Source organism: Vibrio sp. T13N (genome assembly GCF_032970445.1).
GTDB lineage: Bacteria > Pseudomonadota > Gammaproteobacteria > Enterobacterales > Vibrionaceae > Vibrio > Vibrio diabolicus.
Window position 1 is genome coordinate 291,457 of record NZ_JAWJYE010000005.1, and the last position, 23,448, is coordinate 314,904.

Here is a 23,448-nt window from a genome sequence, read left to right on the forward strand (position 1 = left end):
TGAAAAGTAAATCAATTTAGCCTGTGAGCTAGACAACAATTCGATTGTGAAAACCCTGAACGAAGCAAGGCTGATAACCAAATTGTCGGTAATTATGATTAGCAGAGGCGGCTAAGTTGCCGCCTCTCATTCATCTAATTTCTATTACAGAACTAGACGACGAATGTCAGATAGACATGAGTTTAGGTAAGTGATGAAGCGCGCACCTTCAGCACCATCGATCACACGGTGGTCGTATGATAGAGATAGTGGAAGTTGTAGACGCGGTTCGAACTCTTTACCGTTCCATACCGGTTTCATTTCTGACTTAGACACACCTAGGATACCAACTTCTGGCGCGTTTACGATTGGAGTAAACGCCGTACCGCCGATACCGCCTAGGCTAGAGATAGTGAAACAGCCACCTTGCATGTCTGCCGCAGTTAGCTTACCAGCACGTGCTTTCTTAGAAACAGCCATTAGCTCTTCAGATAGCTCGTAGATGCCTTTCTTGTTCACATCTTTAAATACAGGAACAACTAGACCGTTTGGTGTATCTACCGCGATACCAACATTCACGTATTTCTTCAGAATTAGGCTCTCACCGTCTTCTGATAGAGAAGAGTTGAACGCTGGGAACGCTTCAAGCGCTTTAGCTACCGCTTTCATGATGAACACAAGTGGTGTGATCTTCATGCCAGTGTCTTTCTTCGCTTCAATCGCGTTTTGCTCTTTACGGAATGCTTCAAGAGCCGTGATGTCTGCGTTATCCCACTGTGTAACGTGCGGGATCATTACCCAGTTACGGTGTAGGTTAGCGCCAGAGATCTTCTTAATGCGAGATAGCGGTTGAACTTCTGTCTCACCAAACTTGCTGAAGTCCACTTTTGGCCATGGTAGTAGACCAAGAGCCGCGCCGTCGCCTTTGCCAGATGCTGCTGCACCTGCGCCAGACTCAAGACGCTTAAGTGCATCTTTCACGTAAGCTTGAACGTCTTCTTTTAGGATACGGCTCTTACGACCAGAACCTTTAACCTTAGAAAGATTAACGCCAAACTCACGCGCTAGACGACGAACAACTGGAGACGCATGAGCGTACTCATCGTTTTCTTTGAAATCGCCAGTCGCTGCTGGAGCTGCTGCCGCTGGAGCTTCTGCTTTAGGAGCTGGAGCTGCAGGTGCTGCCGCTTGAGCTGGAGCCGCTGCAGGAGCAGGTGCTGCGCCCGCCACTTCGAATACCATGATTAGTGAGCCAGTAGACACTTTGTCACCAGCTGCAATCTTGATTTCTTTAACCGTACCAGCAAATGGTGCAGGAACTTCCATAGAAGCTTTGTCACCTTCAACAGTGATTAGAGATTGCTCTTCTTCCACTGTGTCGCCAACGGCAACCATGATCTCAGTAACTTCAACTTCGTCGCCGCCGATATCTGGAACGTTCACTTCTTTTGCCGCAGACGCTGCTGGAGCTGCTGCCGCTGGTGCTTCTACTGCTGCTGGTGCTGCTGGGGCACCTGAACCTGCTGTTTCGAACACCATGATAAGTGAGCCAGTCGATACTTTATCGCCTGCTGCAACTTTGATCTCTTTTAGAATACCTGCGAATGGCGCTGGAACTTCCATAGAAGCTTTGTCGCCTTCAACAGTTAGAAGAGATTGCTCTTCTTCGATGCTGTCGCCAACAGCAACCATGATTTCAGTAACTTCTACTTCATCACCACCGATGTCTGGTACGTGAACTTCTTTTAGTTCTGCCGCTGCTGCTGGAGCTGGAGCTGCTGCTGGAGCTGCTTCTGCCGCAGGAGCAGGTGCAGCGTCAGCTGCACCCTCGGCTTCGAAAATCATGATTAGAGAACCAGTAGAAACCTTGTCGCCTTCTGCAACTTTGATTTCTTTAACGATACCCGCTTGAGAAGCAGGAACTTCCATAGAAGCTTTATCGCCTTCAACTGTGATCAGAGACTGCTCTTCTTCAACCTTGTCGCCAACGCTTACAAGAATCTCAGTAACTTCAACCTCATCCGCACCGATGTCTGGTACATTAATTTCGATTGCCATTTCTTATCTACCTTCTTAATTAAGCGTATAGCGGGTTTGTTTTCTCTGTGTCGATGTCGAATTTCTTAATTGCTTCTGCAACTACAGATTTCTCAACTTCGCCACGTTTCGCTAGTTCAGTTAGCGCTGCTACTACTACGTAACCTGCGTTCACTTCGAAGTGACGACGTAGGTTTTCACGGCTGTCTGAACGACCGAAGCCATCAGTACCAAGAACTTTGAAAGACTCAGCAGGAATGTATGCACGAACCTGCTCTGCGTAGTTCTTCATGTAGTCAGTTGCTGCGATAGCAGGCTCAGTACCCATTACTGTTTGGATGTAAGGTACTTTCGCTTCCGCTTCTGGGTGAAGCATGTTGAAACGCTCTGCATCTTGGCCATCGCGAGTTAGTTCGTTGAATGACGTTACCGAGTAAACATCAGAAGCAACACCGTAATCTTCGCTTAGGATTTGAGCTGCTTTACGTACTTCATTCATGATAGTACCAGAGCTCATTAGCTGAACTTTCGCGTTGTCGCCCGTGTAAGTTTCTAGCTTGTAGATACCTTTACGGATGCCTTCTTCAGCGCCTTCTGGCATTGCTGGCATTGCGTAGTTTTCGTTCATTAGCGTTAGGTAGTAGAACACGTTTTCTTGTTCTGGACCGTACATGCGACGGATACCGTCTTGCATGATTACTGCTACTTCGTACGCGAATGTTGGGTCGTAAGAAATACAGTTAGGAACCGTACCCGCCAAAATGTGCGAGTGGCCGTCTTCGTGCTGTAGACCTTCACCGTTCAACGTTGTACGACCCGCAGTTGCACCTAGTAGGAAACCACGTGCTTGTTGGTCACCAGCCATCCACGCCATGTCGCCAACACGTTGGAAGCCGAACATTGAGTAGTAGATGTAGAACGGAATCATTGGTAGGTCGTTTGTCGAGTATGAAGTCGCAGCAGCAACCCATGAAGACATAGCACCTAGCTCGTTGATACCTTCTTGTAGAACCTGACCTGAAGTCGCTTCTTTGTAGTAAGAGACAACGCCACGGTCTTCTGGTGTGTAAGTTTGACCGTGCGGGTTGTAGATACCGATTTGACGGAACAGACCTTCCATACCGAATGTACGCGCTTCGTCAGCAATGATAGGAACGATGTTCTTACCAATGTTCTTGTTCTTAAGTAGAACGTTTAGTGCACGTACGAATGCCATAGTAGAAGAGATATCACGCTTCTGTTCTTCTAGTAGTGGCTTGAATTCTTCTAGCTCAGGAACGATGAATTCTTGAGTGAATTTTGGTAGACGCTGTGGTGTGTAGCCGTGTAGCGCTTTACGACGAGCGTGTAGGTATTCGTACTCTTTTGAACCTTCTTCAAGTTTCAGGTACGGAAGTTCTTTCACAGCTTCGTCAGTTAGGATGTCTTGAAGACCTAGACGATCACGTAGGTGTAGTACGTGAGTCATGTCCATCTTCTTAACTTGGTGCGCGATGTTCTTACCTTCAGCCGCTTCACCCATGCCGTAACCTTTAACAGTCTTAGCTAGGATTACTGTTGGACGACCTTTAGTTTCTGCCGCGTTTTTGTATGCCGCGTATAGCTTAGAAGACTCGTGACCACCACGCTTAAGTGCGAAGATTTCGTCATCAGTCATGTCAGCAACAAGTGCCGCTGTCTCTGGGTACTTACCAAAGAAGTGCTCACGTACGTAAGCGCCATCTTTTGATTTGAATGTTTGGTAGTCGCCATCGATCGTTTCGTTCATAAGCTGTAGAAGCTTACCAGAAGTATCTTTAGCTAGTAGTGAATCCCAGTTGTTACCCCAGATTACTTTCACTACGTTCCAACCAGCACCTTTGAACAGACCTTCAAGTTCTTGAATGATCTTACCGTTACCCATTACAGGGCCATCTAGACGCTGTAGGTTACAGTTGATTAGGAAACATAGGTTGTCTAGTTTCTCACGCGCAGCGAAAGAGATAGCACCACGTGATTCTGGCTCATCCATCTCACCGTCACCTAGGAACGCGTAAACGCGCTGCTCTGAAGTATCTTTAAGACCACGGCCTTCTAGGTACTTAAGGAAACGAGCTTGGTAGATAGAAGCGATTGGACCTAGGCCCATCGATACTGTCGGGAACTGCCAGAATTCAGGCATCAGTTTAGGGTGCGGGTATGAAGGAATACCTTTGCCGTCTACTTCTTGACGGAAGTTGTCTAGCTGCTCTTCAGTTAGACGACCTTCAACGAATGCACGTGAGTAGATACCTGGTGAAATGTGACCTTGGTAGTAAACTAGGTCGCCACCGTCCTTCTCGTTTGGCGCACGGAAGAAGTGGTTGAAACATGTCTCGTAGAACGCAGCAGAAGACTGGAAAGACGCCATGTGGCCGCCTAGCTCTAGGTCTTTCTTAGATGCACGTAGAACGATCATGATAGCGTTCCAACGAATAATTGAGCGAATACGACGCTCAAGTGTTGTGTCACCTGGGTATGCTGGTTCTTGGTCTGCAGGAATCGTGTTGATGTAGTTAGTTGTGATACCTGTTGGCATATCAACACCGTCTAGACGTGCTTTATCTAGAACTTGCTCTAATAGGAATTGAGCACGCTCTAGACCTTCTTCACGTACAACTGACTCAAGCGCTTGTAGCCATTCTTGAGTTTCCAGTGCATCTACGTCATGCTTCATATCAGACATGGCGATCTATCCTTCTGTTGGTTGGATCTACTTATTTAAGTAACGCTCTTACGAGTCATTACCCTGCTGAATTCGACGTAGAGAACGCTCTCGTCGAGACTCTTCTCGAGTCAAATCCAACAATGTTTCTTCGATGTAAGCCAAGTGCGAGTGGGACATTTCTCGCGCCTTTTCAGGCTGACCAGAAACAATCGCATCCACGATATTGGCTCGGTGTTTACTGACTTTCTCGACCGCTTCTGGGCGGCGACGTAGTAATTTAAAATTTTGTAGAATATTTTGCTCAAGCAAAGGTGCTAAGCTTCGAACAATGTGCAACAAAACCACGTTGTGCGCGGCTTCTGTCAAAGCGATCAAAAATTGCATTACTTCCGCAGATTCAGCTTCGATATCGTTGTTTGCTTGCTCTTGGCTAATGCGCTCAAGGCAACCTTGAATACGCGCAAAATCTTCTTCGGTACCACGTAAAGCTGCAAAGTAGGCTGAAATTCCTTCCATCGCATGACGAGACTCAAGCACATCAAGCTGGGTTTCAGAATGACTAGACAACAAATTCAACAAGGGATCTGAAAAGCTCTTCCAGATATTCTCACTTACGAATGTTCCGCCACCTTGGCGACGAGTCAACAAACGCTTCGCTTCCAAGCGTTGAATGGCTTCTCGGACTGAAGGACGAGACACATCGAACTGTTTTGCCAGTTCACGCTCTGGAGGCAGTTGTTGCCCCGGAGACAATGTTCCTTCCACTATCAACCTTTCTAACTCTTGTTCTATAACATCAGAGAGTTTTGGCTGACGAATCCTTTGATAAGCCATAATTTATTGTTCTTCTACTCTTGCAGGTAATTGGTAATACCAATTTTAAGTTGGTGCAGAAATTAACATAATTAAAACGCCACTGTCCAGCCGAAAATTGACCTAAATCATAGAACGAGCTTACTTCCAACACTCTGATAACAATCGACTGTTAAAACAGCAATAGAATTGGTATGACCAATTACATAAAGCATACAAATGGGAAGTCGACGTGCTAGCAATTTTGGAAAAGAAATACAGAAAATGACAAAATTATCAGTCTACTTCTTCACCAAAACGGCGTATACGAGCGTAAAAATGTAGTTAATTTTTAACAATCATTAATATTTCTGGTATCAAAAAAAGGCATACCTGATCGTATGCCTTATTTATTTCGCTTTTTTGAATTTACACTTTCGCTACAAATCAACGCTGTATAAGTTGTCTATATTTCACCCAATCAAAGCTTAGACCAGGATCGCTTTTTCTCAAGGGCGCAATATATTGATGACCAGTAATTCGTGGCAGGGTGATGTGGGGATAAGACTGCATAATCACCTCAGTGATCTCTACAAGTGATTGATATTGCGCTTCTGTGTAGGCAGTAAACTCTGTCCCTTCAAGCTCGATACCAATGGAATAGTCATTACAACGCTCCCTGCCCGCAAAACTGGATTGACCGGCATGCCATGCTCTATCGAGAAAAGAAACAAATTGAACAACCTCGCCGTTTCTCTTAATCAAGCAATGTGCAGAAACGCCCATTTTGTGAATAACTTCAAAAAATGGATGTGCGTTTGGGTCTAGCTTGCCAGTGAAGAAGTCCTCTATATATGGTCCACCAAACTGCCCAGGAGGCAAACTGATGTTGTGTACCACCAGCAGAGAGATGTCGTTTATATCAGAGCGGACATCAAAAAATGGTGACGGAACATGCTTTGCCTGTGTCAGCCAGCCATTCTCGATAATTGGGCGCATATCAACCTCTCTACTTTGCAAATTAACTGCTGAAATTATTGACACCGGAGAGTATCATTCGTTGCCATCTCCCTTTCAAGACAAGATTTGCGATGAAGAACACACACAACATTCAAGAACGCCTAGAATACCTTAAACAACAACTCCCTTTAGAGATCACTCGCTCTGTCGCTGATACCTTAAAAGAAGATCTAGGTGGCAGTGTCGACGCAGATAACGATATTACTGCATCTTTGATCCCTGCCGATGCGGTTAATACCGCAACGATTATTACTCGTGAGCATGGTGTGTTCTGTGGTCAAGCATGGGCTGATGAAGTTTTTAAGCAGCTCGGTGGTAAGGTCAGCATTGAATGGCACGTAAAGGACGGCGATAAAGTCGAACCAAACCAAAACCTTTGTACTCTGACAGGCCCTGCTCGTGACTTGTTGACTGGTGAGCGTAACGCAATGAACTTCATCCAAACGCTGTCTGGCTGCGCAACAGTTACCGCAGAGTACGCTGAAAAAATCGCGCATACTGAGTGTCGTCTACTAGACACACGCAAAACCATTCCAGGTCTGCGTAGCGCACTAAAATACGCCGTGACGTGCGGTGGTGGCTTTAACCATCGCATCGGCGTGTTCGATGCTTACCTCATTAAAGAAAACCACATTATTGCTTGTGGTGGCATCACTCAAGCCATCCAAAAAGCGAAAGAGCTTAACCCAGGCAAACCGGTAGAAGTAGAAACGGAAAGCTTAGAAGAGTTGAAACAAGCGATAGACGCTGGTGCCGACATCATCATGCTAGATAACTTCACAAAAGAAATGATGCGTGAAGCCGTAGCGATTAACGCAGGTCGTGCCGCTTTAGAAAACTCCGGCAACATTACGCTAGAGACCATCGCAGAATACGCAGAAACCGGTGTCGATTACATTTCGGTAGGCGCGTTGACTAAGCATCTAAAAGCGATGGATCTTTCGATGCGCTTCAAATAATAAAAGCAACACAATCTAAATTACTTCAACTAACTCAGTGAGTTGTGAGTAATTCATCATTAAAAAGGGCCAATAGGTCCTTTCTTTTTATCCACTAAAAAATAGCACTACTCGCAAAACTCTGCATGCGATATGCAACTTTTCACCAAAGAGTTTTATCTCACTCGAGAGCCCATCTCTTCCCCATTTTCAACCCACCTTAACTCTCCATAATCTTTCGCTAATGCAAGAGCATTATTAATTTTTAGGAAAGGGTTAAAAATGAAAAACAGTAAACAAAACAAACAACAGGGTTTTACTCTGATTGAATTAATGATTGTGGTGGCGATTATTGGTATTTTGGCCGCATTTGCCGTGCCTGCATATCAAAATTACACCATGAAAGCGCATGCTAGTGAAATGCTAAGCGCTTCCTCAGCGATGAAAACATCGTTAGGTATCTGTATTATAAATGGCAGTTCAAACTGTAACTCAGGTAATGGTGGTGTACCTTTAGCCCAAAACCTAGGCAGCTTCACTGTTAAAGCTGATGGTGGTACTAGTAGTGCTCTGCCTACGATAAAAGCAATTGTAGATACAGGTAAAACAAAAGGAAAACTAGTTGCAGGTGATACAATTGAAATCACCCCGTCCTTGACAACGGCTGGAGTAACTTGGACTGTAGATTGCGCTAATGGCGGTAGTCAGACAGCTAACGTTGCTGATTGGTGCCCGAAAAACTAATGCACACCAACCTCTCCACCGTTCTTCGCCAAAAAGGGTTACTAACATTTTCCCAAGAAGAATCGTTAATAGAGCAAGTCAAAGCTTCTGGCATTTCGATGCCGGAAGCTTTACTCAGTTCTGGATTCTTCACGTCAAGTGAGCTAGCTGATCACTTAAGTTCTCTCTTTGGTTTGAGTCAGCCCGAGTTATCTCAGTATGAGTACGCTTCGCTTTGTCAACAACTCGGTCTACGTGAATTAATCACTCGACATAACGCACTCCCACTCCACCGCACGACTTCAACGTTATTACTCGCCGTTGCCGACCCCACGAACCAACAAGCAGAAGACGATTTCCGCTTTGCCACTGGTTTACAGATTGAACTGGTCTTGGCGGATTTTCGTCAACTCAGCGCGGCAATTCGACGCTTATATGGTCGTTCATTGAGCCATGAGAAGTCCGGATTAAAAGAGATCAACCAAGAAGAGTTAGCCAATCTGGTTGACGTGGGCGCAGATGAAATCGACAACATTGAAGACTTGAGCCAAGACGAATCTCCTGTTAGTCGTTATATCAACCAAATTCTGTTGGACGCTGTGCGCAAAGGCGCATCCGATATCCACTTTGAACCTTATGAAAAGATGTACCGCGTTCGCCTACGCTGTGATGGCATCTTAATTGAAACACAGCAGCCACCAAGCCACTTAAGTCGCCGCTTATCCGCTCGTATCAAAATCCTCTCTAAGCTTGATATTGCAGAGCGACGTTTACCACAAGATGGGCGTATTAAGCTCAAGTTGAATCAAGACACCGCGATTGATATGCGTGTATCCACGCTACCGACTCTATTCGGAGAGAAAATTGTATTACGACTGCTCGACAGCAGCTCTGCGTCACTGGATATCGACAAGCTTGGTTATAGCGAACAACAAAAACAATTGTACTTGGATGCGCTGCGTCGCCCACAAGGCATGATTCTGATGACAGGCCCTACCGGGAGCGGAAAAACCGTTTCTCTGTACACTGGGCTGAGTATTCTCAATAAGCCAGAAATCAACATTTCCACAGCAGAAGATCCGGTAGAAATTAACTTATCGGGCATTAACCAAGTACAAGTACAGCCCAAGATCGGCTTTGGCTTCGCAGAGGCATTACGCTCTTTTCTTCGTCAAGACCCCGATGTAGTAATGGTCGGTGAGATTCGTGACTTAGACACTGCGGAAATCGCCATAAAAGCATCGCAAACCGGTCACTTAGTACTTTCAACCTTACATACCAATTCTGCAGCTGAAACGGTTATTCGTTTATCAAACATGGGCGTAGAAAGCTTTAACTTGGCCTCATCTCTTAGTTTGATTATTGCCCAGCGCTTAGCCCGTAAACTGTGCTCGCACTGCAAACAATCACAAGAGCTTACCGTTCAGCTACAACATCTCGGAATTCAAGCAAGCGACAACATTTTTAAAGCCAATCCCGATGGATGCAATGAGTGTACCCATGGTTATTCCGGCCGAACGGGGATTTATGAAGTAATGCGCTTTGATGAATTTCTTTCCGAAGCGCTTATTAAAGGCGCCTCGGTACATGAACTAGAAAAACTCGCCATCGCAAATGGTATGAGCACGTTACAAATGTCGGGCATAGAAAAACTCAAACAAGGGATCACAAGTTTTAGTGAACTACAGCGCGTACTTTATTTTTAATCCTTTAATCAGCAGTCACCTCTATGAAAACCACTACACCACAACTTAAAAACTTCCGCTGGAAAGGCATCAACAGTTCAGGCAAAAAGACGTCTGGACAAACCCTCGCGATGACAGAAATTGAAGTACGCGAGCGTCTAGACGCACAACACATCAAGATCAAGAAGTTAAAGAAGAGCAGTATCTCGTTTCTCACTAAACTCAGCCATCGCGTGAAAGGCAGAGACATCACGGTGTTTACCCGTCAGATTTCGACGATGTTGATAACCGGTGTGCCCTTAGTTCAGGCTTTAAAATTGGTCTCAGAAAACCATAAAAAAGCAGAGATGAAATCCATTTTGATGAGCGTGACACGCGCCGTTGAGGCAGGTACACCCATGTCAAAAGCCATGCGCACTGCAAGTGAACACTTTGACCCACTCTATACCGACCTTATCGCCACAGGTGAGCAATCCGGTAACTTAGCAGAAGTATTCGAGCGCTTAGCCACCTACCGAGAAAAAAATGAACAACTCCGTGCGAAAGTGATCAAAGCCTTGATTTACCCAGCCATGGTAGTGCTAGTAGCGTTAGGCGTCTCGTTTATCATGCTCACCAAAGTCATTCCCGAGTTTGAAAAAATGTTTGTTGGTTTTGGTGCTGACTTACCTTGGTTTACCAGGCAAGTATTAGATCTTTCCGCCTGGACACAAAACTGGAGCCCATTTATAGCACTAGGCTCTATCAGTCTATTCATCTCGGCGAGAATCCTCTCTAAGCGTTCAGATTCTTTTCGCTTAATGCTCAATCGCTCTGTGCTTAAATTTCCTGTCCTTGGGCCCGTATTATCAAAAGCCGCTATCGCCAAATTTAGTCGAACACTCGCCACGAGCTTTACAGCAGGCATTCCAATTCTAACCAGTTTAAAAACCACATCAAAAACCTCAGGAAACTTACACTATCAACTCGCCATAGAAGAAGTTTACCGTGATACCGCCGCAGGTATGCCAATGTATGTTGCCATGCGTAACTGTAATGTGTTCCCTGAATTAGTGTTACAAATGGTCATGATCGGTGAAGAGTCTGGTCGACTTGACGATATGCTCAATAAAGTTGCAACGATCTACGAGTTTGAAGTCGATAACACCGTCGACAACCTTAGTAAAATTCTAGAGCCGCTAATTATCGTTTTTTTAGGCATCGTTGTTGGCGGATTAGTGACAGCAATGTACTTGCCAATCTTTAACTTAATGAGTGTATTGGGCTAGAATGAGCTGTTAACTCCTTTAAAACAGCATCTTGCTGATTTCACTCATCGCTCAAGAGACAAATATGGAAGTATTCCAGTACTACCCTTGGCTATTCGTTGTGTTTGCCACCATCTTCGGTCTGCTCGTGGGTAGCTTCCTCAATGTGGTCATTTATCGACTACCTAAAATCATGGAACTAGAATGGCGACGCGAATGTGCCGAGTCATTTCCTGAATACAAAATAGAACCTCCTAAAGAAGTGCTGACCTTGAGCGTCCCACGCTCCTCCTGTCAGAAGTGCGCAACGCCGATACGAATTCGAGACAACATCCCTGTGATTAGCTGGCTGCTTTTAAAAGGCAAATGCCACAACTGTCAGACAGCCATTAGCGCACGCTATCCACTGATTGAACTGCTCACTGCGTTCTGCTCAGGCTTTGTCGCTTACCACTTTGGTTTTAGTTACTTTACCGTTGCCCTACTCTTTTTCACTTTTATCTTAATCGCCGCAACATTTATCGATCTCGATACTATGTTGTTACCTGACCAATTAACATTACCATTAACTTGGGCTGGCATTGCCTTAGCATTAGTCGAAATAAGTCCTGTTACTCTACAAGATTCTGTCATTGGTGCTATTGCTGGTTACCTATGTCTCTGGTCCGTTTACTGGGGCTTTAAGCTACTTACTGGTAAAGAAGGAATGGGATATGGTGATTTTAAACTACTAGCAGCACTAGGGGCTTGGCTGGGCTGGCAGTCACTGCCGATGATCATTCTACTTTCTTCTGTGGTTGGCATCGTATTTGGCATCATTCAACTACGCTTGCAAAAACAGGGAATTGAAAAAGCTTTCCCTTTCGGTCCTTACTTAGCAATTGCTGGTTGGATAAGCTTAATTTGGGGCGACCAGATTTTAAACTGGTACTTTACTTCAGTTCTAGGAGTGTAAATGGCTTTGGTTATTGGTTTAACAGGTGGCATCGCTAGCGGTAAAACAACCGTCGCGAATCTGTTCAAACAACAATTTAAAATCGATATCGTCGATGCAGACATTGTAGCAAGAGAAGTTGTCGAGCCAGGCACTCCCGGCCTAAACGCGATTATTGAACATTTTGGTCACGATATAGTTCGTGAAGACCAAACTTTAGATCGCGCAAAGCTGAGAGAGAAAATCTTTTCAAACTCAGATGAAAAAGCATGGCTCAACGCACTGTTGCACCCGATAATTCGTGAAAAGATGATCGAAGATTTGCAGCAAGTCACCTCAGAGTATGCGTTACTTGTGGTGCCGTTGCTCGTAGAAAACAAGCTAGACAGTTTGTGTGATCGAGTTCTTGTCGTCGATGTAGAACCGAATACACAGATATCTCGCACGATGAAACGAGACAATGTGAGTGAAGAACAAGCTCGCGCTATCCTTGCCTCTCAAGCATCAAGAGAGCAAAGACTCGCGCTTGCAGACGATGTGGTTAAGAATAATCCAAGTGACCCAGATCTTTTGCTTCAAATCACAGATTTGCACGAAAAGTACCTAGCCATGTGTAAGAAAAATCTGCGAAAATAGGAACGAAACTCACAAAGGCTTATGTCGATGACCACGCACAAATTTGAACATCCGTTAAATGAGAAAACTCGTATTTATCTAAGAGTGGAGTCTCTGCTGCGTCAGGCTCACTTGGCCTCTGGGTTTAGCGAAAATCACCAGTACCAACTGTTTTTCCGTGCGTTATTCGATATGGTTGAAATCTTCGAACAGATCCAGCTAAAAAGTGAACTGGCCAAAGATTTAGAGAAACAACGACTGTCGTACCGCCATTGGCTAAATGTTGATGGCGTCGATCAAGACGCATTAAATACCCTACTACAAGAGATAGATGTCGTTCATAGCCAACTGATGGGTGCAGAGCGTTTTGGTCAAGCACTAAAAGAAGATCGCTTCTTAAGCTCTATCCGCCAACGCTTTAATCTGCCGGGTGGTTCATGTTGTTTTGATTTGCCAGCGTTACATTACTGGCTTCACCTACCCATTGAACGTAAAAAGCATGATGCACAGCAGTGGCAAGTAAGCTTAAAGCCCTTATCTGATGCGCTTTCGCTATGGTTGAAACTCACCAGAGAGACCGGACATTTCAAAGCTCAAATCGGTCGTGCGGGTTTCTTCCAAAGTGACGCTGATGAAGCCAATATTCTAAGGCTCCACATCCCAATGGAATATGGCGTTTATCCTATGATTTCTGGCCATAAAAACCGCTTTGCGATCAAGTTTATGTCGTTTGAAAACGGTCAAGCGTGCACACAAGATATTGAGTTTGAACTTGCTGTGTGCAGCTAAGACGGTACTAAGCCTCCCCCACAATCTAAAATTCAACGCTTTATTGCGCTTATATTGGATAAAATTTCGTAGCAGCAATAGCGCGTTGAATAAGCCATCTTGAATTCATTTAGGTATACTACCCTTTAACACCAATTAGTAATGGGACGCTCAACTATGTCTAAAATTACCATCGTTCAATGCCCACAATGTGGCGCCGACGTAGAATGGGGAGAACAAAGTCCTCATCGCCCTTTCTGCAGTAAACAATGCCAAATGATTGATTTTGGTGAATGGGCAGATGAAGAAAACACCATCCCAGGCGCCCCCGATATGTCCGACAGTGATGGCTGGTCTGAAGACCAGTATTAATTGAGGCACTAGGGTAAAGGAATATCCTAGGCTCCTTCTTGGGGAGTCTAAATCACGCTCTGTCGTCGCTGTCCAGAGTGAAGAATTTTAACCGCGGAGCCCTGTAATCTTTGGTCATCATTTGCCGTCATTCCGAGGAGCCATAGCGACATCAGGAATCTACTCACAGCAAGGATGAAGCTAACAACTTAAACACTTGCATTTTCGACTAGTAGATTCTGAATCACGCTCCTTCGTCGCTGTCCAGAATGACGAATTTTAACCGCGGAGCCCTGTAATCTTTGGTCATCATTTGCCATCATTCCGAGGAACCATAGCGACATCAGGAATCCACTCACAGCAAGGACACTTCTGAAGTTGACGACTTAAACACTAGTGCTTTCGGCTAGTAGATTCTGAATCCCGCTACTTCGTCGCTATCCAGAATGATGAATTTTAACCATTGCGGTCTGCAATCGGTATTCATTCCCCTCTTTTCAACTCTGACTATTTTGATGATCTAGCAAAGCTATTTTTATTCGAGCAAGGCGGAAGAGTGGAGAGTATGCCAGTGCATGAGCATCGACAGTACAAGTCGGGTGAAAAGAAAACGAGCAAGCTAATTACACAAATAAAAAAACGGAGCCCTAAAAGGACTCCGTTTAAGATGAGAACGCTAGTTATAGCATTACTTCTTAGCAAGTTTCTCTTTGATACGAGCAGACTTACCAGAACGCTCACGTAGGTAGTACAACTTGGCACGACGTACTGCACCACGGCGTTTAACTTCGATGCTATCAACGATTGGAGAGTGTGTTTGGAACGTACGCTCAACACCTTCACCGTTAGAGATTTTACGTACAGTGAAAGCAGAGTGTAGACCACGGTTACGGATTGCGATTACAACGCCTTCGAAAGCCTGTAGACGCTCACGGTCACCTTCTTTTACCTTAACTTGAACTACAACAGTGTCACCTGGTGCAAATTTAGGTAGGTCTGATTTCATTTGCTCTTCTTCAAGAGCTTTGATGATGTTACTCATTTTTTAAATTCCTAGAATAAACTGATACTAAATAAATTAGGTTACTTTGCGTTATGTTCACTAATGACTTTATGTTCATTAACAAACTCGGCAAGTAATTGTTCCTGTTCGTCAGTCAGAGCTAGGTTTTCCAGGAGCTCTGGTCTTCTAAGCCAAGTTCGGCCCAGCGACTGTTTTAGTCGCCATTGACGAATGTCCTTGTGATTGCCTGACATCAGTACCGCTGGTACCTCTTTGTCATCCAATACTTCTGGACGCGTATAGTGAGGGCAATCTAACAAGCCATTTGCAAAAGAGTCTTCTTCTGCTGACGCGAAATCCCCTAGTACACCCGGAACAAACCGAGAGACAGAATCGATTAACGTCATGGCTGGTATCTCACCACCCGTCATCACAAAATCACCAATCGACCATTCTTCGTCGACTTCAGATTGAATGATGCGCTCATCTACCCCTTCATAACGACCACAAATCAGAAGCAAGTTCTCATTCGTTGCCAGTTCTTCCACTCCTTTCTGGTCGAGCTTGCGACCTTGAGGAGAAAGGTAGATGACTTTCGTCTTGCCCGGTGAGGCTGCCTTCGCGGTATGAATGGCATCGCGCAAAGGCTGAACCATCATTAACATACCAGGGCCACCACCGTAAGGTCGGTCATCGACAGTGCGATGTTTGTCGTGAGTAAAATCTCTAGGATTCCAAGTCTCAATCGACAAAAGACCTTTTTTAACCGCTTGACCTGTTACTCCAAAATCAGTAACAGAACGGAACATTTCTGGAAAAAGGCTAATAACGCCAACCCACATGTTTATCTCGCTCTGTAATTTTGGAGATTAGAATCCAGGATCCCAGTCAACTTCGATCCGTTGAGCTTCGCGATCAACATTAATGATCACTTGCTCTTCAAGGAACGGGATTAATCGTTCCTTCTGCCCGAAAGCATCTTTAAGATTTGCTTTAACAACCAGAACATCGTTTGAGCCAGTTTCTAGCATGTCAGTAACGACACCTAGATCGTAACCTTTAGTGGTTACAACTTGCATCCCAAACAATTCGCGCCAGTAGAACTCATCTTCTGACAATTCAGGAAGTACCGCAGGGTCAATTGCAATTTCAAAGTTCGTCATTAGATGCGCATCTTCACGAACATCCATGCCTTCCAGCTTAGCCACCATACCTTTGTTATGGCGCTTCCAACTTTCTACTTTGTACTCAACCCACTTGCCCTTTTGGTTAATATACCAAGGGCTGTAATCGAAAATGCTTTCAGCATTGTCTGTGTAGGAAAAAACCTTAAGCCAACCTCGAATGCCGTAAGTAGCACCAAACTTGCCTACAACAATCTTTTCGTTGCTCATTGTTTCTTTACCTTTCATCGACATAAACTAGTTTCTACTTTTCAAGTAAAAAATTAAGCCGCTTTTTGAGCGTCTTTAACTAGCTTAGCAACGCGGTCAGATACAGACGCGCCTTGACCAACCCAGTGGTTAACGCGGTCTAGGTCTAGACGTAGACCTTCTTCTTGACCTTTAGCAGTTGGGTTGAAGAAACCAACTTTCTCGATGAAACGGCCAGTTGCAGCGTTGCGGCTGTCCGCTACTACGATTTGATAAAATGGACGCTTTTTAGCGCCGTGACGTGCCAAACGAATGGTTACCATGTCGTCCTCTTTGCTTTCTCAAAAATAAAATTAACCCCAAAAACCATTCAAGAAATTAAATAGTTTGGGGTCTCGTGCCAAAATAAAGCTCCGGAATTTTACTCTTCTCCCGGAGCAATGCAAGGAGTTTAGTTACTTTTTCACCAACATAAATTGAATTTAAAGTTTGTGACGTACCTAACACCCTGAATCTATGCGTGATCGATTAATTAACGACCAAATGGGTTGAAGCCACCGCCTCCACCCATGCCGCCCATCATGCCTTGCATGTTGCGCATCATGCCTTTCATGCCACCTTTTTGCATCTTTTTCATCATCTTCTGCATTTGGGTGAACTGTTTTAGTAAGCGGTTTACGTCTTGAACCTGCACACCAGAACCAGCCGCAATACGTTTCTTGCGTGAGCCTTTGATAATCTCTGGGCGTTGACGTTCTTTCATTGTCATGGAGCTGATGATCGCTTCCATCTGTTTGAACATCTTGTCATCGACTTTGTCTTTCACATTGTCTGGTAGCTGAGACATGCCAGGAAGCTTATCCATCATGCCCATCATGCCGCCCATGTTTTGCATCTGGCCTAGCTGTTCACGGAAATCTTCAAGGTCGAAACCTTTCTTCTCTTTGAACTTCTTCGCCAGCTTTTCTGCTTTTTCTTGGTCAACGTTGCGTTGTAGGTCTTCAATTAAAGACAGAACGTCACCCATACCAAGAATACGTGAAGCAACACGATCTGGATGGAACGGTTCTAGCGCGTCAGTTTTTTCACCGACACCCAAGAATTTGATTGGTTTGCCCGTTACATGGCGTACTGACAGTGCTGCACCACCACGAGCATCACCATCAACTTTAGTTAGAACCACACCGGTAAGAGGTAGCGCATCGCCAAAGGCTTTTGCTGTATTTGCTGCGTCTTGACCCGTCATAGCGTCAACAACAAATAGCGTTTCTACTGGGTTGATAGCTGCGTGAAGATCTTTGATCTCCCCCATCATCTCTTCATCAATCGCCAAGCGACCTGCGGTATCGACAATCAATACGTCGTAGAATTTTTTCTTCGCATGGTCAATCGCTGCATTGGCGATATCAATAGGCTTCTGGTCTGGAGATGATGGGAAGAAGTCAACACCGATGTCTGATGCCAGCGTTTCAAGCTGCTTGATTGCCGCAGGGCGGTAAACGTCGGCAGACACAACCAAGACTTTCTTCTTGTCACGTTCTTTTAAAAGCTTAGATAGCTTACCTACCGATGTGGTTTTACCCGCACCTTGTAGACCCGCCATAAGAAGCACAGCAGGTGGTTGAGCGGCAAGGTTTAGCGCCTCATTCGACTCACCCATTACGGCTTCAAGTTCTGTTTGAACGATCTTGATAAATTCCTGACCTGGAGTCAGAGATTTAGAAACTTCTACACCTACCGCTTTTTCTTTAACGCGGTTAACAAATTCACGAACAACCGGAAGCGCAACGTCAGCTTCAAGTAAGGCCATTCGTACTTCACGTAGGGTCTCTTTAATGTTGTCTTCGGTCAGACGACCTTTGCCACTGATATTTTTCAGCGTTTTGGATAATCGATCCGTTAAATTCTCAAACATCTTTGTCTCTTCGCTAAAATGGCGATTAATTAGTGTGAGTATACATTAGCCAAGGTCTGAGTCATACCCGTACCGCTGCTCTATTCTTGTCTCTATTTCTATATGGTGCGGTAACTTATTAATTTCAATATCTCATCTCTCACGATTGATGTCGGATATAACGTAGCCCCAAAGTGTAATGCAAGGTATAATTTCCTCATTGTGCACAATAATATTTAGGATTCATGGATAGCTTAATAGCCATCGCGGCCGCCATACTTTATGTTTTGGCGATTGCGACCATCATACCCGGACTCTCACAGCAGTCAGGAATCAAAGCAAAAACAGTGTTTGCTAGTGCTGCCTGTGCGCTTGTTTTTCATGCGTGGATTTTGAGTGATCTGATTTTTGATGGTGCAGGTCAAAACCTTAGTATTCTCAACGTAGCCTCTTTGATCAGTTTTATAATTTCTCTGGTCATGAGCCTTGCTATGTTGAAAAATCGGTTGTGGTTTTTATTGCCTGTCGTTTATAGCTTTGCTGCCATCAATTTATCTGCTGCCACATTTCTGCCAAGCACGTTTATCAAGCACCTAGAGAATGACCCTAAGCTACTCATTCACATTTCTTTTGCGCTGTTCTCATACGCAACTTTAACTATCGGTGCACTCTACGCACTTCAGCTGGCTTGGTTGGATCACAAACTGAAAACAAAAAAATCTTTGGCGATTAACCCAAACCTGCCGCCTTTATTAATGGTAGAGCGTCAGCTATTCAAAATCATTTTGATCGGTAACTTATTGTTAACTGGCACGCTCATTACTGGCTTTGTCTTTGTGCAGGATATGTTTGCTCAAGGTAAAGCGCATAAAGGAATTCTTTCTTTCATCGCTTGGATTGTGTACTCAATACTGCTTTGGGGTCATTATCAAAAAGGTTGGCGTGGTAGAAAAGTTACTTGGTTCGCTGTCGCAGGGGCTACGCTGTTAACTCTGGCGTATTTTGGCAGTCGCTTTGTTAAAGAAATCATCTTGAATTAAGGAGCTCTAGGGCTCCTATCCTTTATATTTTAGGCTAGATAAAATACAGTACGCCTTAACCCTTTGACTTAACGGACTTACTCAACCGTTATATAACCCAATACTTACAAGGAACAGCAACGTTTTGGACGACATCTCTACGGGTATCTTGTTTGCGCTACTCGCGTGTCTTATCGTCATATCAGGTTACTTTTCCGGCTCAGAAACAGGGATGATGTCTCTGAACCGTTATCGCTTAAAGCACTTAGCCAAAAATGGGCATAAAGGCGCTAAGCGAGTCGAAAGGCTATTAGACCGTCCAGATCGTTTGATTGGTCTTATTCTTATCGGCAACAACCTCGTTAATATTCTCGCGTCCGCCATCGCGACCATTATTGGTATGCGTTTGTATGGTGATTTAGGTGTCGCTATCGCGACCGGTGCACTGACTATGGTTGTATTGGTTTTTGCTGAAGTTACCCCAAAAACAATTGCAGCGCTGTACCCTGAACGCGTGTCTTACGCGAGCAGTATCCTACTGACCATATTGATGAAGTTACTATCACCTTTGGTGATGCTCGTTAACTTTATTACGAATGGCTTTATTCGTTTACTTGGCGTAAAAGCCGATCACTCAGTAGAAGACCATCTTAGTTCCGATGAGCTGCGTACCGTAGTAAACGAAGCTGGCGGCTTGATCCCTCGCCGACACCAAGACATGTTGGTATCTATTTTGGATCTTGAGCACGTCACTGTGAACGACATCATGGTGCCACGCAATGAGATTACCGGTATCGATATTAATGATGACTGGAAATCCATCGTTCGTCAGCTTACCCACTCACCACATGGACGCATTGTTTTTTATCGTGACCAAATTGATGAAGTGGTTGGCATGCTGCGCCTGCGTGAAGCTTACCGCCTGATGCTGGAAAAAAACGAGTTCAATAAAGAGACGCTATTACGTGCTGCGGATGAAGTCTATTACATCCCGGAAGGTACGCCACTGAACGTGCAAATGTTAAAGTTCCAACGCAACAAACAGCGTATTGGTCTGATTGTTGATGAGTATGGCGACATTATTGGCTTGGTGACATTGGAAGATATTCTGGAAGAGATCATTGGCGAATTCACGACCTCGATTTCTCCAAGCCTTTCTGATGAAATCAGTCCTCAAGGTGACGGAAGCTTCCTCATTGAAGGCAGCACCAATATCCGAGATATTAACAAAGGCCTGAAATGGGATTTACCAACGGATGGCCCAAGAACGTTAAACGGTCTTATTTTAGAGCACCTGGAAGATATTCCAGAGAGCCATTTAAGCGTGAGAGTGGCGGGTCATCCAATGGAGCTTGTTGAGATTGAAGAAAACCGCATCAAGCTCGTTCGTGTTTATCCTAAAAAGAAAAAATAGCCCCTATCTACAAATCACGATGAGAAAAACTCACGATAAGAAATAAAAAGAAAAGAGCCTGATCATGTCAGGCTCTTTTTAGTTCTGGATAAATATGCTTCTTGATAAGTTTTTAGCAACTAGTCGATGCGCAGCTCTTTTAGCATCGATTCAGGCAAAGCAAGTTCATCATTTTTGTTCACCGATACACCAGCATCCAAAATGCTCTTCGCGATTTGTTGTGCTTCTTCTAAAGAGTGCATCGCTGCCGTACCACATTGGTATTCGTTGAGTTCAGGGATCTTGTTCTGGCTTTCTACCTTTAGTACGTCTTCCATGGCCGCAATCCAAGCATCCGCTACTTGCTGCTCTGATGGAGTGCCAATCAGGCTCATGTAAAAGCCCGTGCGGCAACCCATAGGCGAAATATCGATGATCTCAACAGAATCGCTGTTTAGATGATTGCGCATAAAGCCTGCATAAAGGTGCTCTAGTGTATGAATACCTTTTTCAGAAAGGATGTCTTTGTTTGGCGCGGTAAAGCGTAAATCGAAGACAGTAATCGTGTCCCCTTTTGGGGTCTGCATGGTCTTCGCCACTCGCACTGCCGGTGCATTCATGCGAGTGTGGTCCACGGTAAAACTATCGAGTAAAGGCATTACATCTCTCCTGATTGTAACTCCAATACCTCTCGGTACTGAATAAATGTCATTCATCCCTACAGCACATAAACAGGCTGTGGGTTAAAAGAACCAGCTGCTGTTGTCTTCCAATTCCTGACGACATTGCTTCAGCTGCCAGCCATAAGTTTTTGCAGTTTGTTCAACACGTCGAGCGACTTTGAGCAAGCTGGGCTTTCGCTTATAAGTACCTCGCTTGTACCCACCTCGACCTTCATGATAAGCCAGATATTGACTGTATGGGTCCCATAACGAAATCCCTAGTTGGCGCCTCGTTTCGTGAGTATACCAACCGACAAACATCATTGAATCATCAAAGTTGGTACGAGAACCGCCCTGACCCGTCGCATCTTGGAAATCTTCCCAAGCAGGATCTTGAGCTTGAGCGTAACCATACGCACTGCTGACTCGTCCCCAAGGGATAAATCCCAATAAATAGTCTTTGGGTGGTTTCGCATCGTGCCGAAAGCTGCTTTCTTGTTTAATGATAGCCATAGCGACATGAATGGGGGTTCCCCACTTTTCTTCCATATCTTTGGCATCATCATACCAGCCGGATTTCTCTCGAAATATCTCACATAAATTATTCTGCTGCTTTGGCGGTGCCGTGGCACAACCTGCAAGTAACATGCTTCCGAGTACCGATACTACTAACGGTTTAATGTTCAATCCCACCCAACCTTTACCTATTCACTACTGCTTCAGATAAGCAAAGTAATCTTCCAAAAAATCATCAAAAGATAGCGTGTCACTTTGTTCCGCTTGCTTTTGCTTTTCTACTGACGACGCCACTTCCGTTTCCATCGTATCTTGCGAGTAGTACTGATAACCGTGAGCTAGATTTTCCTCGCGGTACTTCATGCCAAGCGCACAGCCGACTTTACCTAACCCACCAAGCTCTTTCGTCAGCTCTAATAGTTGACCTGAAATCGTTAGTTCTGGGTTATCAATCCATGTCTCGAGTTTATTACACACATCTTGGTATGCACTGCCACCAGCAGCCATATCCATTTGCTGTGCTATCTGACGCAGCTCGACAAACACTCGATGCGCCCAATCTTGCAGAGATAGACGTTCACCTTGGCAACCAATTTGAAGCATTAGCCCTTTTTCACGACCAGAAACAATGACTTTGTTCCAGTTGTCGCGCCAACACTCTAATTCACAGTTGTCCATTGGATCCGAGTCTGACAAGGCCGCCCAAGTCAGGAAGAGATCAAGGAATCGTACTTGCTCTTCATCCAACCCCACTGCGCTGAATGGGTTAACGTCTAGAGAGCGAACTTCAATGTACTCAACCCCACCGCGTCGTAACGCATCTGAAGGCTTCTCACCACTTTTCGACACGCGTTTCGGGCGAATTGGAGCGTATAGCTCGTTCTCAATTTGTAAAATATTGGAATTAAGCTGGCGGTATTCACCGTCCACTTTGACGCCTATTTTCGCAAACTCTTCTGATGGGTGACGAATCGCATCGCTCAAACCATCCAGATACTGATCAATGCTGTTAAAGCCAATTTTCAGTACACTTTGCGCACTATTGGTGTAGCCCAGATCGCTCAAACGCAAAGACGTCGATTTCGGCAAATACAAAGTGCCGCCAATTTTTTCGAATGGCAGATCGGTTTCACGACCTTGAATAAAAGAGCCGCATAACGCTGGCGATGCGCCGAAGAAATACGGAATCATCCAACCAAAACGGTAATAGTTACGGATCAGCGCAAAGTAGGCATCAGACTTAGCATCTTGGCGGGCTTGTTCATCTTGCTCGCCGTAAAGCGCGTCCCAAAATGTCTCAGGGAACGAGAAGTTAAAATGCACACCTGAAATGATTTGCATCAGGCTGCCATAGCGGCGTTTTAGACCTTCTCGGTACAGGGTTTTCATTTTTGCTGCATTCGAAGAGCCGTACTGAGCAAGCTGAATATCCTCTTCCGAGCCAACATAACATGGCATAGAAAGAGGCCACATCTTTTCTTCACCCATTTTTGTCTGCGTGAAGTGATGGATATCTTTCAGTTGTGCCATCAGTTCTGGAATTTCATGTGACACAGGAGTAATGAACTCTAACAATGATTCAGAAAAATCAGTCGTGATCCATTGGTTTGTGAACGCTGAGCCTAACCCCTCTGGATGAGGTGTTGTTGCTAGATGTCCATCCTGACGATAGCGCAAAGTTTCTCGCTCAACACCGCGTCCAAACTGCTTAAATACTTCGGGGTTTGATGCAACTTTTTTTAGTCGCGCAGCAAAATCAGTCAAAATGAGGTTCGCTTATATTGGGAGCAGGACACTTATCACAAAGGACAAG

General features: G+C 44.9%; 22 protein-coding genes. 10 read left to right on the forward strand and 12 right to left on the reverse strand.

The genetic code is table 11. The features are described 5' to 3' along the window. Positions 1 to 144: 144 nt before the first annotated feature. The 4 genes from aceF to ampD form a co-directional block, all read right to left on the reverse strand. Positions 145 to 2,037 (reverse strand): pyruvate dehydrogenase complex dihydrolipoyllysine-residue acetyltransferase, encoded by a 1,893-nt coding sequence (aceF, locus tag R2S67_RS10745; RefSeq protein WP_317343809.1) that lies wholly within the window; start codon positions 2,035 to 2,037, stop codon positions 145 to 147. Between the two features lie 19 nt (positions 2,038 to 2,056). Next, positions 2,057 to 4,720 (reverse strand): pyruvate dehydrogenase (acetyl-transferring), homodimeric type, encoded by a 2,664-nt coding sequence (aceE, locus tag R2S67_RS10750; RefSeq protein ID WP_193447917.1) that lies wholly within the window; start codon positions 4,718 to 4,720, stop codon positions 2,057 to 2,059. Between the two features lie 48 nt (positions 4,721 to 4,768). After that, complete coding sequence (pdhR, locus tag R2S67_RS10755) at positions 4,769 to 5,536, reverse strand: pyruvate dehydrogenase complex transcriptional repressor PdhR (protein ID WP_005379989.1); 768 nt, start codon at positions 5,534 to 5,536, stop codon at positions 4,769 to 4,771. A 405-nt stretch (positions 5,537 to 5,941) separates the two neighbouring features. Next, positions 5,942 to 6,493, reverse strand: coding sequence for a 1,6-anhydro-N-acetylmuramyl-L-alanine amidase AmpD (gene ampD / locus R2S67_RS10760; protein ID WP_301578099.1), 552 nt, complete (start codon positions 6,491 to 6,493; stop codon positions 5,942 to 5,944). Between the two features lie 92 nt (positions 6,494 to 6,585). On the opposite strand from ampD, the gene nadC reads away from it, so the two are divergent. The 8 genes from nadC to yacG all read left to right on the forward strand — a co-directional run bounded on the left by nadC (position 6,586) and on the right by yacG (position 13,796). Further along, a complete protein-coding gene (gene nadC, locus R2S67_RS10765; RefSeq protein ID WP_301578100.1) occupies positions 6,586 to 7,473 on the forward strand; it encodes a carboxylating nicotinate-nucleotide diphosphorylase in 888 nt (295 codons plus the stop codon). A gap of 261 nt (positions 7,474 to 7,734) precedes the next feature. After that, positions 7,735 to 8,196, forward strand: a complete 462-nt coding sequence (locus R2S67_RS10770; RefSeq protein ID WP_301578101.1) for a prepilin-type N-terminal cleavage/methylation domain-containing protein — start codon at positions 7,735 to 7,737, stop codon at positions 8,194 to 8,196. Next, entirely contained in the window at positions 8,196 to 9,881 is a 1,686-nt protein-coding gene (gene pilB / locus R2S67_RS10775; RefSeq protein WP_301578102.1) for a type IV-A pilus assembly ATPase PilB, read from the forward strand. Before R2S67_RS10770 ends, pilB begins: the two co-directional genes overlap by 1 nt. A gap of 23 nt (positions 9,882 to 9,904) precedes the next feature. Further along, positions 9,905 to 11,128 carry a type II secretion system F family protein gene (locus tag R2S67_RS10780; RefSeq protein ID WP_074191781.1) on the forward strand — a complete coding sequence of 408 codons (1,224 nt, stop codon included), beginning with the start codon at positions 9,905 to 9,907 and terminating at the stop codon, positions 11,126 to 11,128. Positions 11,129 to 11,192: 64 nt separating this feature from the next. Next, positions 11,193 to 12,062: a prepilin peptidase gene (locus R2S67_RS10785; RefSeq protein ID WP_301578103.1), complete on the forward strand. Its 870-nt coding sequence runs from the start codon at positions 11,193 to 11,195 to the stop codon at positions 12,060 to 12,062. Further along, positions 12,063 to 12,677 carry a dephospho-CoA kinase gene (coaE, locus tag R2S67_RS10790; protein WP_047008979.1) on the forward strand — a complete coding sequence of 205 codons (615 nt, stop codon included), beginning with the start codon at positions 12,063 to 12,065 and terminating at the stop codon, positions 12,675 to 12,677. 27 nt (positions 12,678 to 12,704) lie between these two features. Beyond that, the gene (zapD, locus tag R2S67_RS10795; protein WP_012841416.1) at positions 12,705 to 13,445 is read left to right on the forward strand and encodes a cell division protein ZapD; all 741 of its coding nucleotides are present in this window, start codon (positions 12,705 to 12,707) and stop codon (positions 13,443 to 13,445) included. 156 nt (positions 13,446 to 13,601) lie between these two features. Continuing rightward, positions 13,602 to 13,796 (forward strand): DNA gyrase inhibitor YacG, encoded by a 195-nt coding sequence (gene yacG / locus R2S67_RS10800; protein WP_005396692.1) that lies wholly within the window; start codon positions 13,602 to 13,604, stop codon positions 13,794 to 13,796. Between the two features lie 667 nt (positions 13,797 to 14,463). Here yacG and rplS read toward each other — a convergent pair. The 5 genes from rplS to ffh form a co-directional block, all read right to left on the reverse strand. Beyond that, positions 14,464 to 14,817, reverse strand: a complete 354-nt coding sequence (gene rplS, locus R2S67_RS10805) for a 50S ribosomal protein L19 (protein ID WP_005379971.1) — start codon at positions 14,815 to 14,817, stop codon at positions 14,464 to 14,466. A gap of 41 nt (positions 14,818 to 14,858) precedes the next feature. Next, positions 14,859 to 15,620, reverse strand: coding sequence for a tRNA (guanosine(37)-N1)-methyltransferase TrmD (trmD, locus tag R2S67_RS10810; protein ID WP_005396693.1), 762 nt, complete (start codon positions 15,618 to 15,620; stop codon positions 14,859 to 14,861). A 27-nt stretch (positions 15,621 to 15,647) separates the two neighbouring features. Beyond that, positions 15,648 to 16,196 (reverse strand): ribosome maturation factor RimM, encoded by a 549-nt coding sequence (rimM, locus tag R2S67_RS10815; protein WP_005379964.1) that lies wholly within the window; start codon positions 16,194 to 16,196, stop codon positions 15,648 to 15,650. Between the two features lie 29 nt (positions 16,197 to 16,225). Next, positions 16,226 to 16,474: a 30S ribosomal protein S16 gene (gene rpsP, locus R2S67_RS10820; RefSeq protein ID WP_005379962.1), complete on the reverse strand. Its 249-nt coding sequence runs from the start codon at positions 16,472 to 16,474 to the stop codon at positions 16,226 to 16,228. A 209-nt stretch (positions 16,475 to 16,683) separates the two neighbouring features. Next, positions 16,684 to 18,066 carry a signal recognition particle protein gene (gene ffh, locus R2S67_RS10825; protein ID WP_005385423.1) on the reverse strand — a complete coding sequence of 461 codons (1,383 nt, stop codon included), beginning with the start codon at positions 18,064 to 18,066 and terminating at the stop codon, positions 16,684 to 16,686. A 224-nt stretch (positions 18,067 to 18,290) separates the two neighbouring features. On the opposite strand from ffh, the gene R2S67_RS10830 reads away from it, so the two are divergent. Continuing rightward, positions 18,291 to 19,085, forward strand: a complete 795-nt coding sequence (locus R2S67_RS10830; protein WP_047008980.1) for an inner membrane protein YpjD — start codon at positions 18,291 to 18,293, stop codon at positions 19,083 to 19,085. A 124-nt stretch (positions 19,086 to 19,209) separates the two neighbouring features. After that, a complete protein-coding gene (locus tag R2S67_RS10835) occupies positions 19,210 to 20,478 on the forward strand; it encodes an HlyC/CorC family transporter (protein WP_005396696.1) in 1,269 nt (422 codons plus the stop codon). A 119-nt stretch (positions 20,479 to 20,597) separates the two neighbouring features. Here the strand turns inward: R2S67_RS10835 and luxS are convergent, their stop codons facing one another. The 3 genes from luxS to gshA form a co-directional block, all read right to left on the reverse strand. Further along, positions 20,598 to 21,116: an S-ribosylhomocysteine lyase gene (gene luxS, locus R2S67_RS10840; protein WP_005396698.1), complete on the reverse strand. Its 519-nt coding sequence runs from the start codon at positions 21,114 to 21,116 to the stop codon at positions 20,598 to 20,600. Between the two features lie 84 nt (positions 21,117 to 21,200). Continuing rightward, positions 21,201 to 21,806: a hypothetical protein gene (locus R2S67_RS10845; RefSeq protein ID WP_170891673.1), complete on the reverse strand. Its 606-nt coding sequence runs from the start codon at positions 21,804 to 21,806 to the stop codon at positions 21,201 to 21,203. A 24-nt stretch (positions 21,807 to 21,830) separates the two neighbouring features. Continuing rightward, positions 21,831 to 23,399 (reverse strand): glutamate--cysteine ligase, encoded by a 1,569-nt coding sequence (gene gshA, locus R2S67_RS10850; RefSeq protein WP_046875082.1) that lies wholly within the window; start codon positions 23,397 to 23,399, stop codon positions 21,831 to 21,833. Positions 23,400 to 23,448 lie beyond the last annotated feature (49 nt).

Coding starts and splice junctions, on each gene's coding strand:
- aceF (WP_317343809.1), bottom strand. CDS start 2,037: ATGGCAATCGAAATTAATGTACCAGACATCGGTGCGGATGAGGTTGAA.
- aceE (WP_193447917.1), bottom strand. CDS start 4,720: ATGTCTGATATGAAGCATGACGTAGATGCACTGGAAACTCAAGAATGG.
- pdhR (WP_005379989.1), bottom strand. CDS start 5,536: ATGGCTTATCAAAGGATTCGTCAGCCAAAACTCTCTGATGTTATAGAA.
- ampD (WP_301578099.1), bottom strand. CDS start 6,493: ATGCGCCCAATTATCGAGAATGGCTGGCTGACACAGGCAAAGCATGTT.
- nadC (WP_301578100.1), top strand. CDS start 6,586: ATGAAGAACACACACAACATTCAAGAACGCCTAGAATACCTTAAACAA.
- R2S67_RS10770 (WP_301578101.1), top strand. CDS start 7,735: ATGAAAAACAGTAAACAAAACAAACAACAGGGTTTTACTCTGATTGAA.
- pilB (WP_301578102.1), top strand. CDS start 8,196: ATGCACACCAACCTCTCCACCGTTCTTCGCCAAAAAGGGTTACTAACA.
- R2S67_RS10780 (WP_074191781.1), top strand. CDS start 9,905: ATGAAAACCACTACACCACAACTTAAAAACTTCCGCTGGAAAGGCATC.
- R2S67_RS10785 (WP_301578103.1), top strand. CDS start 11,193: ATGGAAGTATTCCAGTACTACCCTTGGCTATTCGTTGTGTTTGCCACC.
- coaE (WP_047008979.1), top strand. CDS start 12,063: ATGGCTTTGGTTATTGGTTTAACAGGTGGCATCGCTAGCGGTAAAACA.
- zapD (WP_012841416.1), top strand. CDS start 12,705: ATGACCACGCACAAATTTGAACATCCGTTAAATGAGAAAACTCGTATT.
- yacG (WP_005396692.1), top strand. CDS start 13,602: ATGTCTAAAATTACCATCGTTCAATGCCCACAATGTGGCGCCGACGTA.
- rplS (WP_005379971.1), bottom strand. CDS start 14,817: ATGAGTAACATCATCAAAGCTCTTGAAGAAGAGCAAATGAAATCAGAC.
- trmD (WP_005396693.1), bottom strand. CDS start 15,620: ATGTGGGTTGGCGTTATTAGCCTTTTTCCAGAAATGTTCCGTTCTGTT.
- rimM (WP_005379964.1), bottom strand. CDS start 16,196: ATGTCGATGAAAGGTAAAGAAACAATGAGCAACGAAAAGATTGTTGTA.
- rpsP (WP_005379962.1), bottom strand. CDS start 16,474: ATGGTAACCATTCGTTTGGCACGTCACGGCGCTAAAAAGCGTCCATTT.
- ffh (WP_005385423.1), bottom strand. CDS start 18,066: ATGTTTGAGAATTTAACGGATCGATTATCCAAAACGCTGAAAAATATC.
- R2S67_RS10830 (WP_047008980.1), top strand. CDS start 18,291: ATGGATAGCTTAATAGCCATCGCGGCCGCCATACTTTATGTTTTGGCG.
- luxS (WP_005396698.1), bottom strand. CDS start 21,116: ATGCCTTTACTCGATAGTTTTACCGTGGACCACACTCGCATGAATGCA.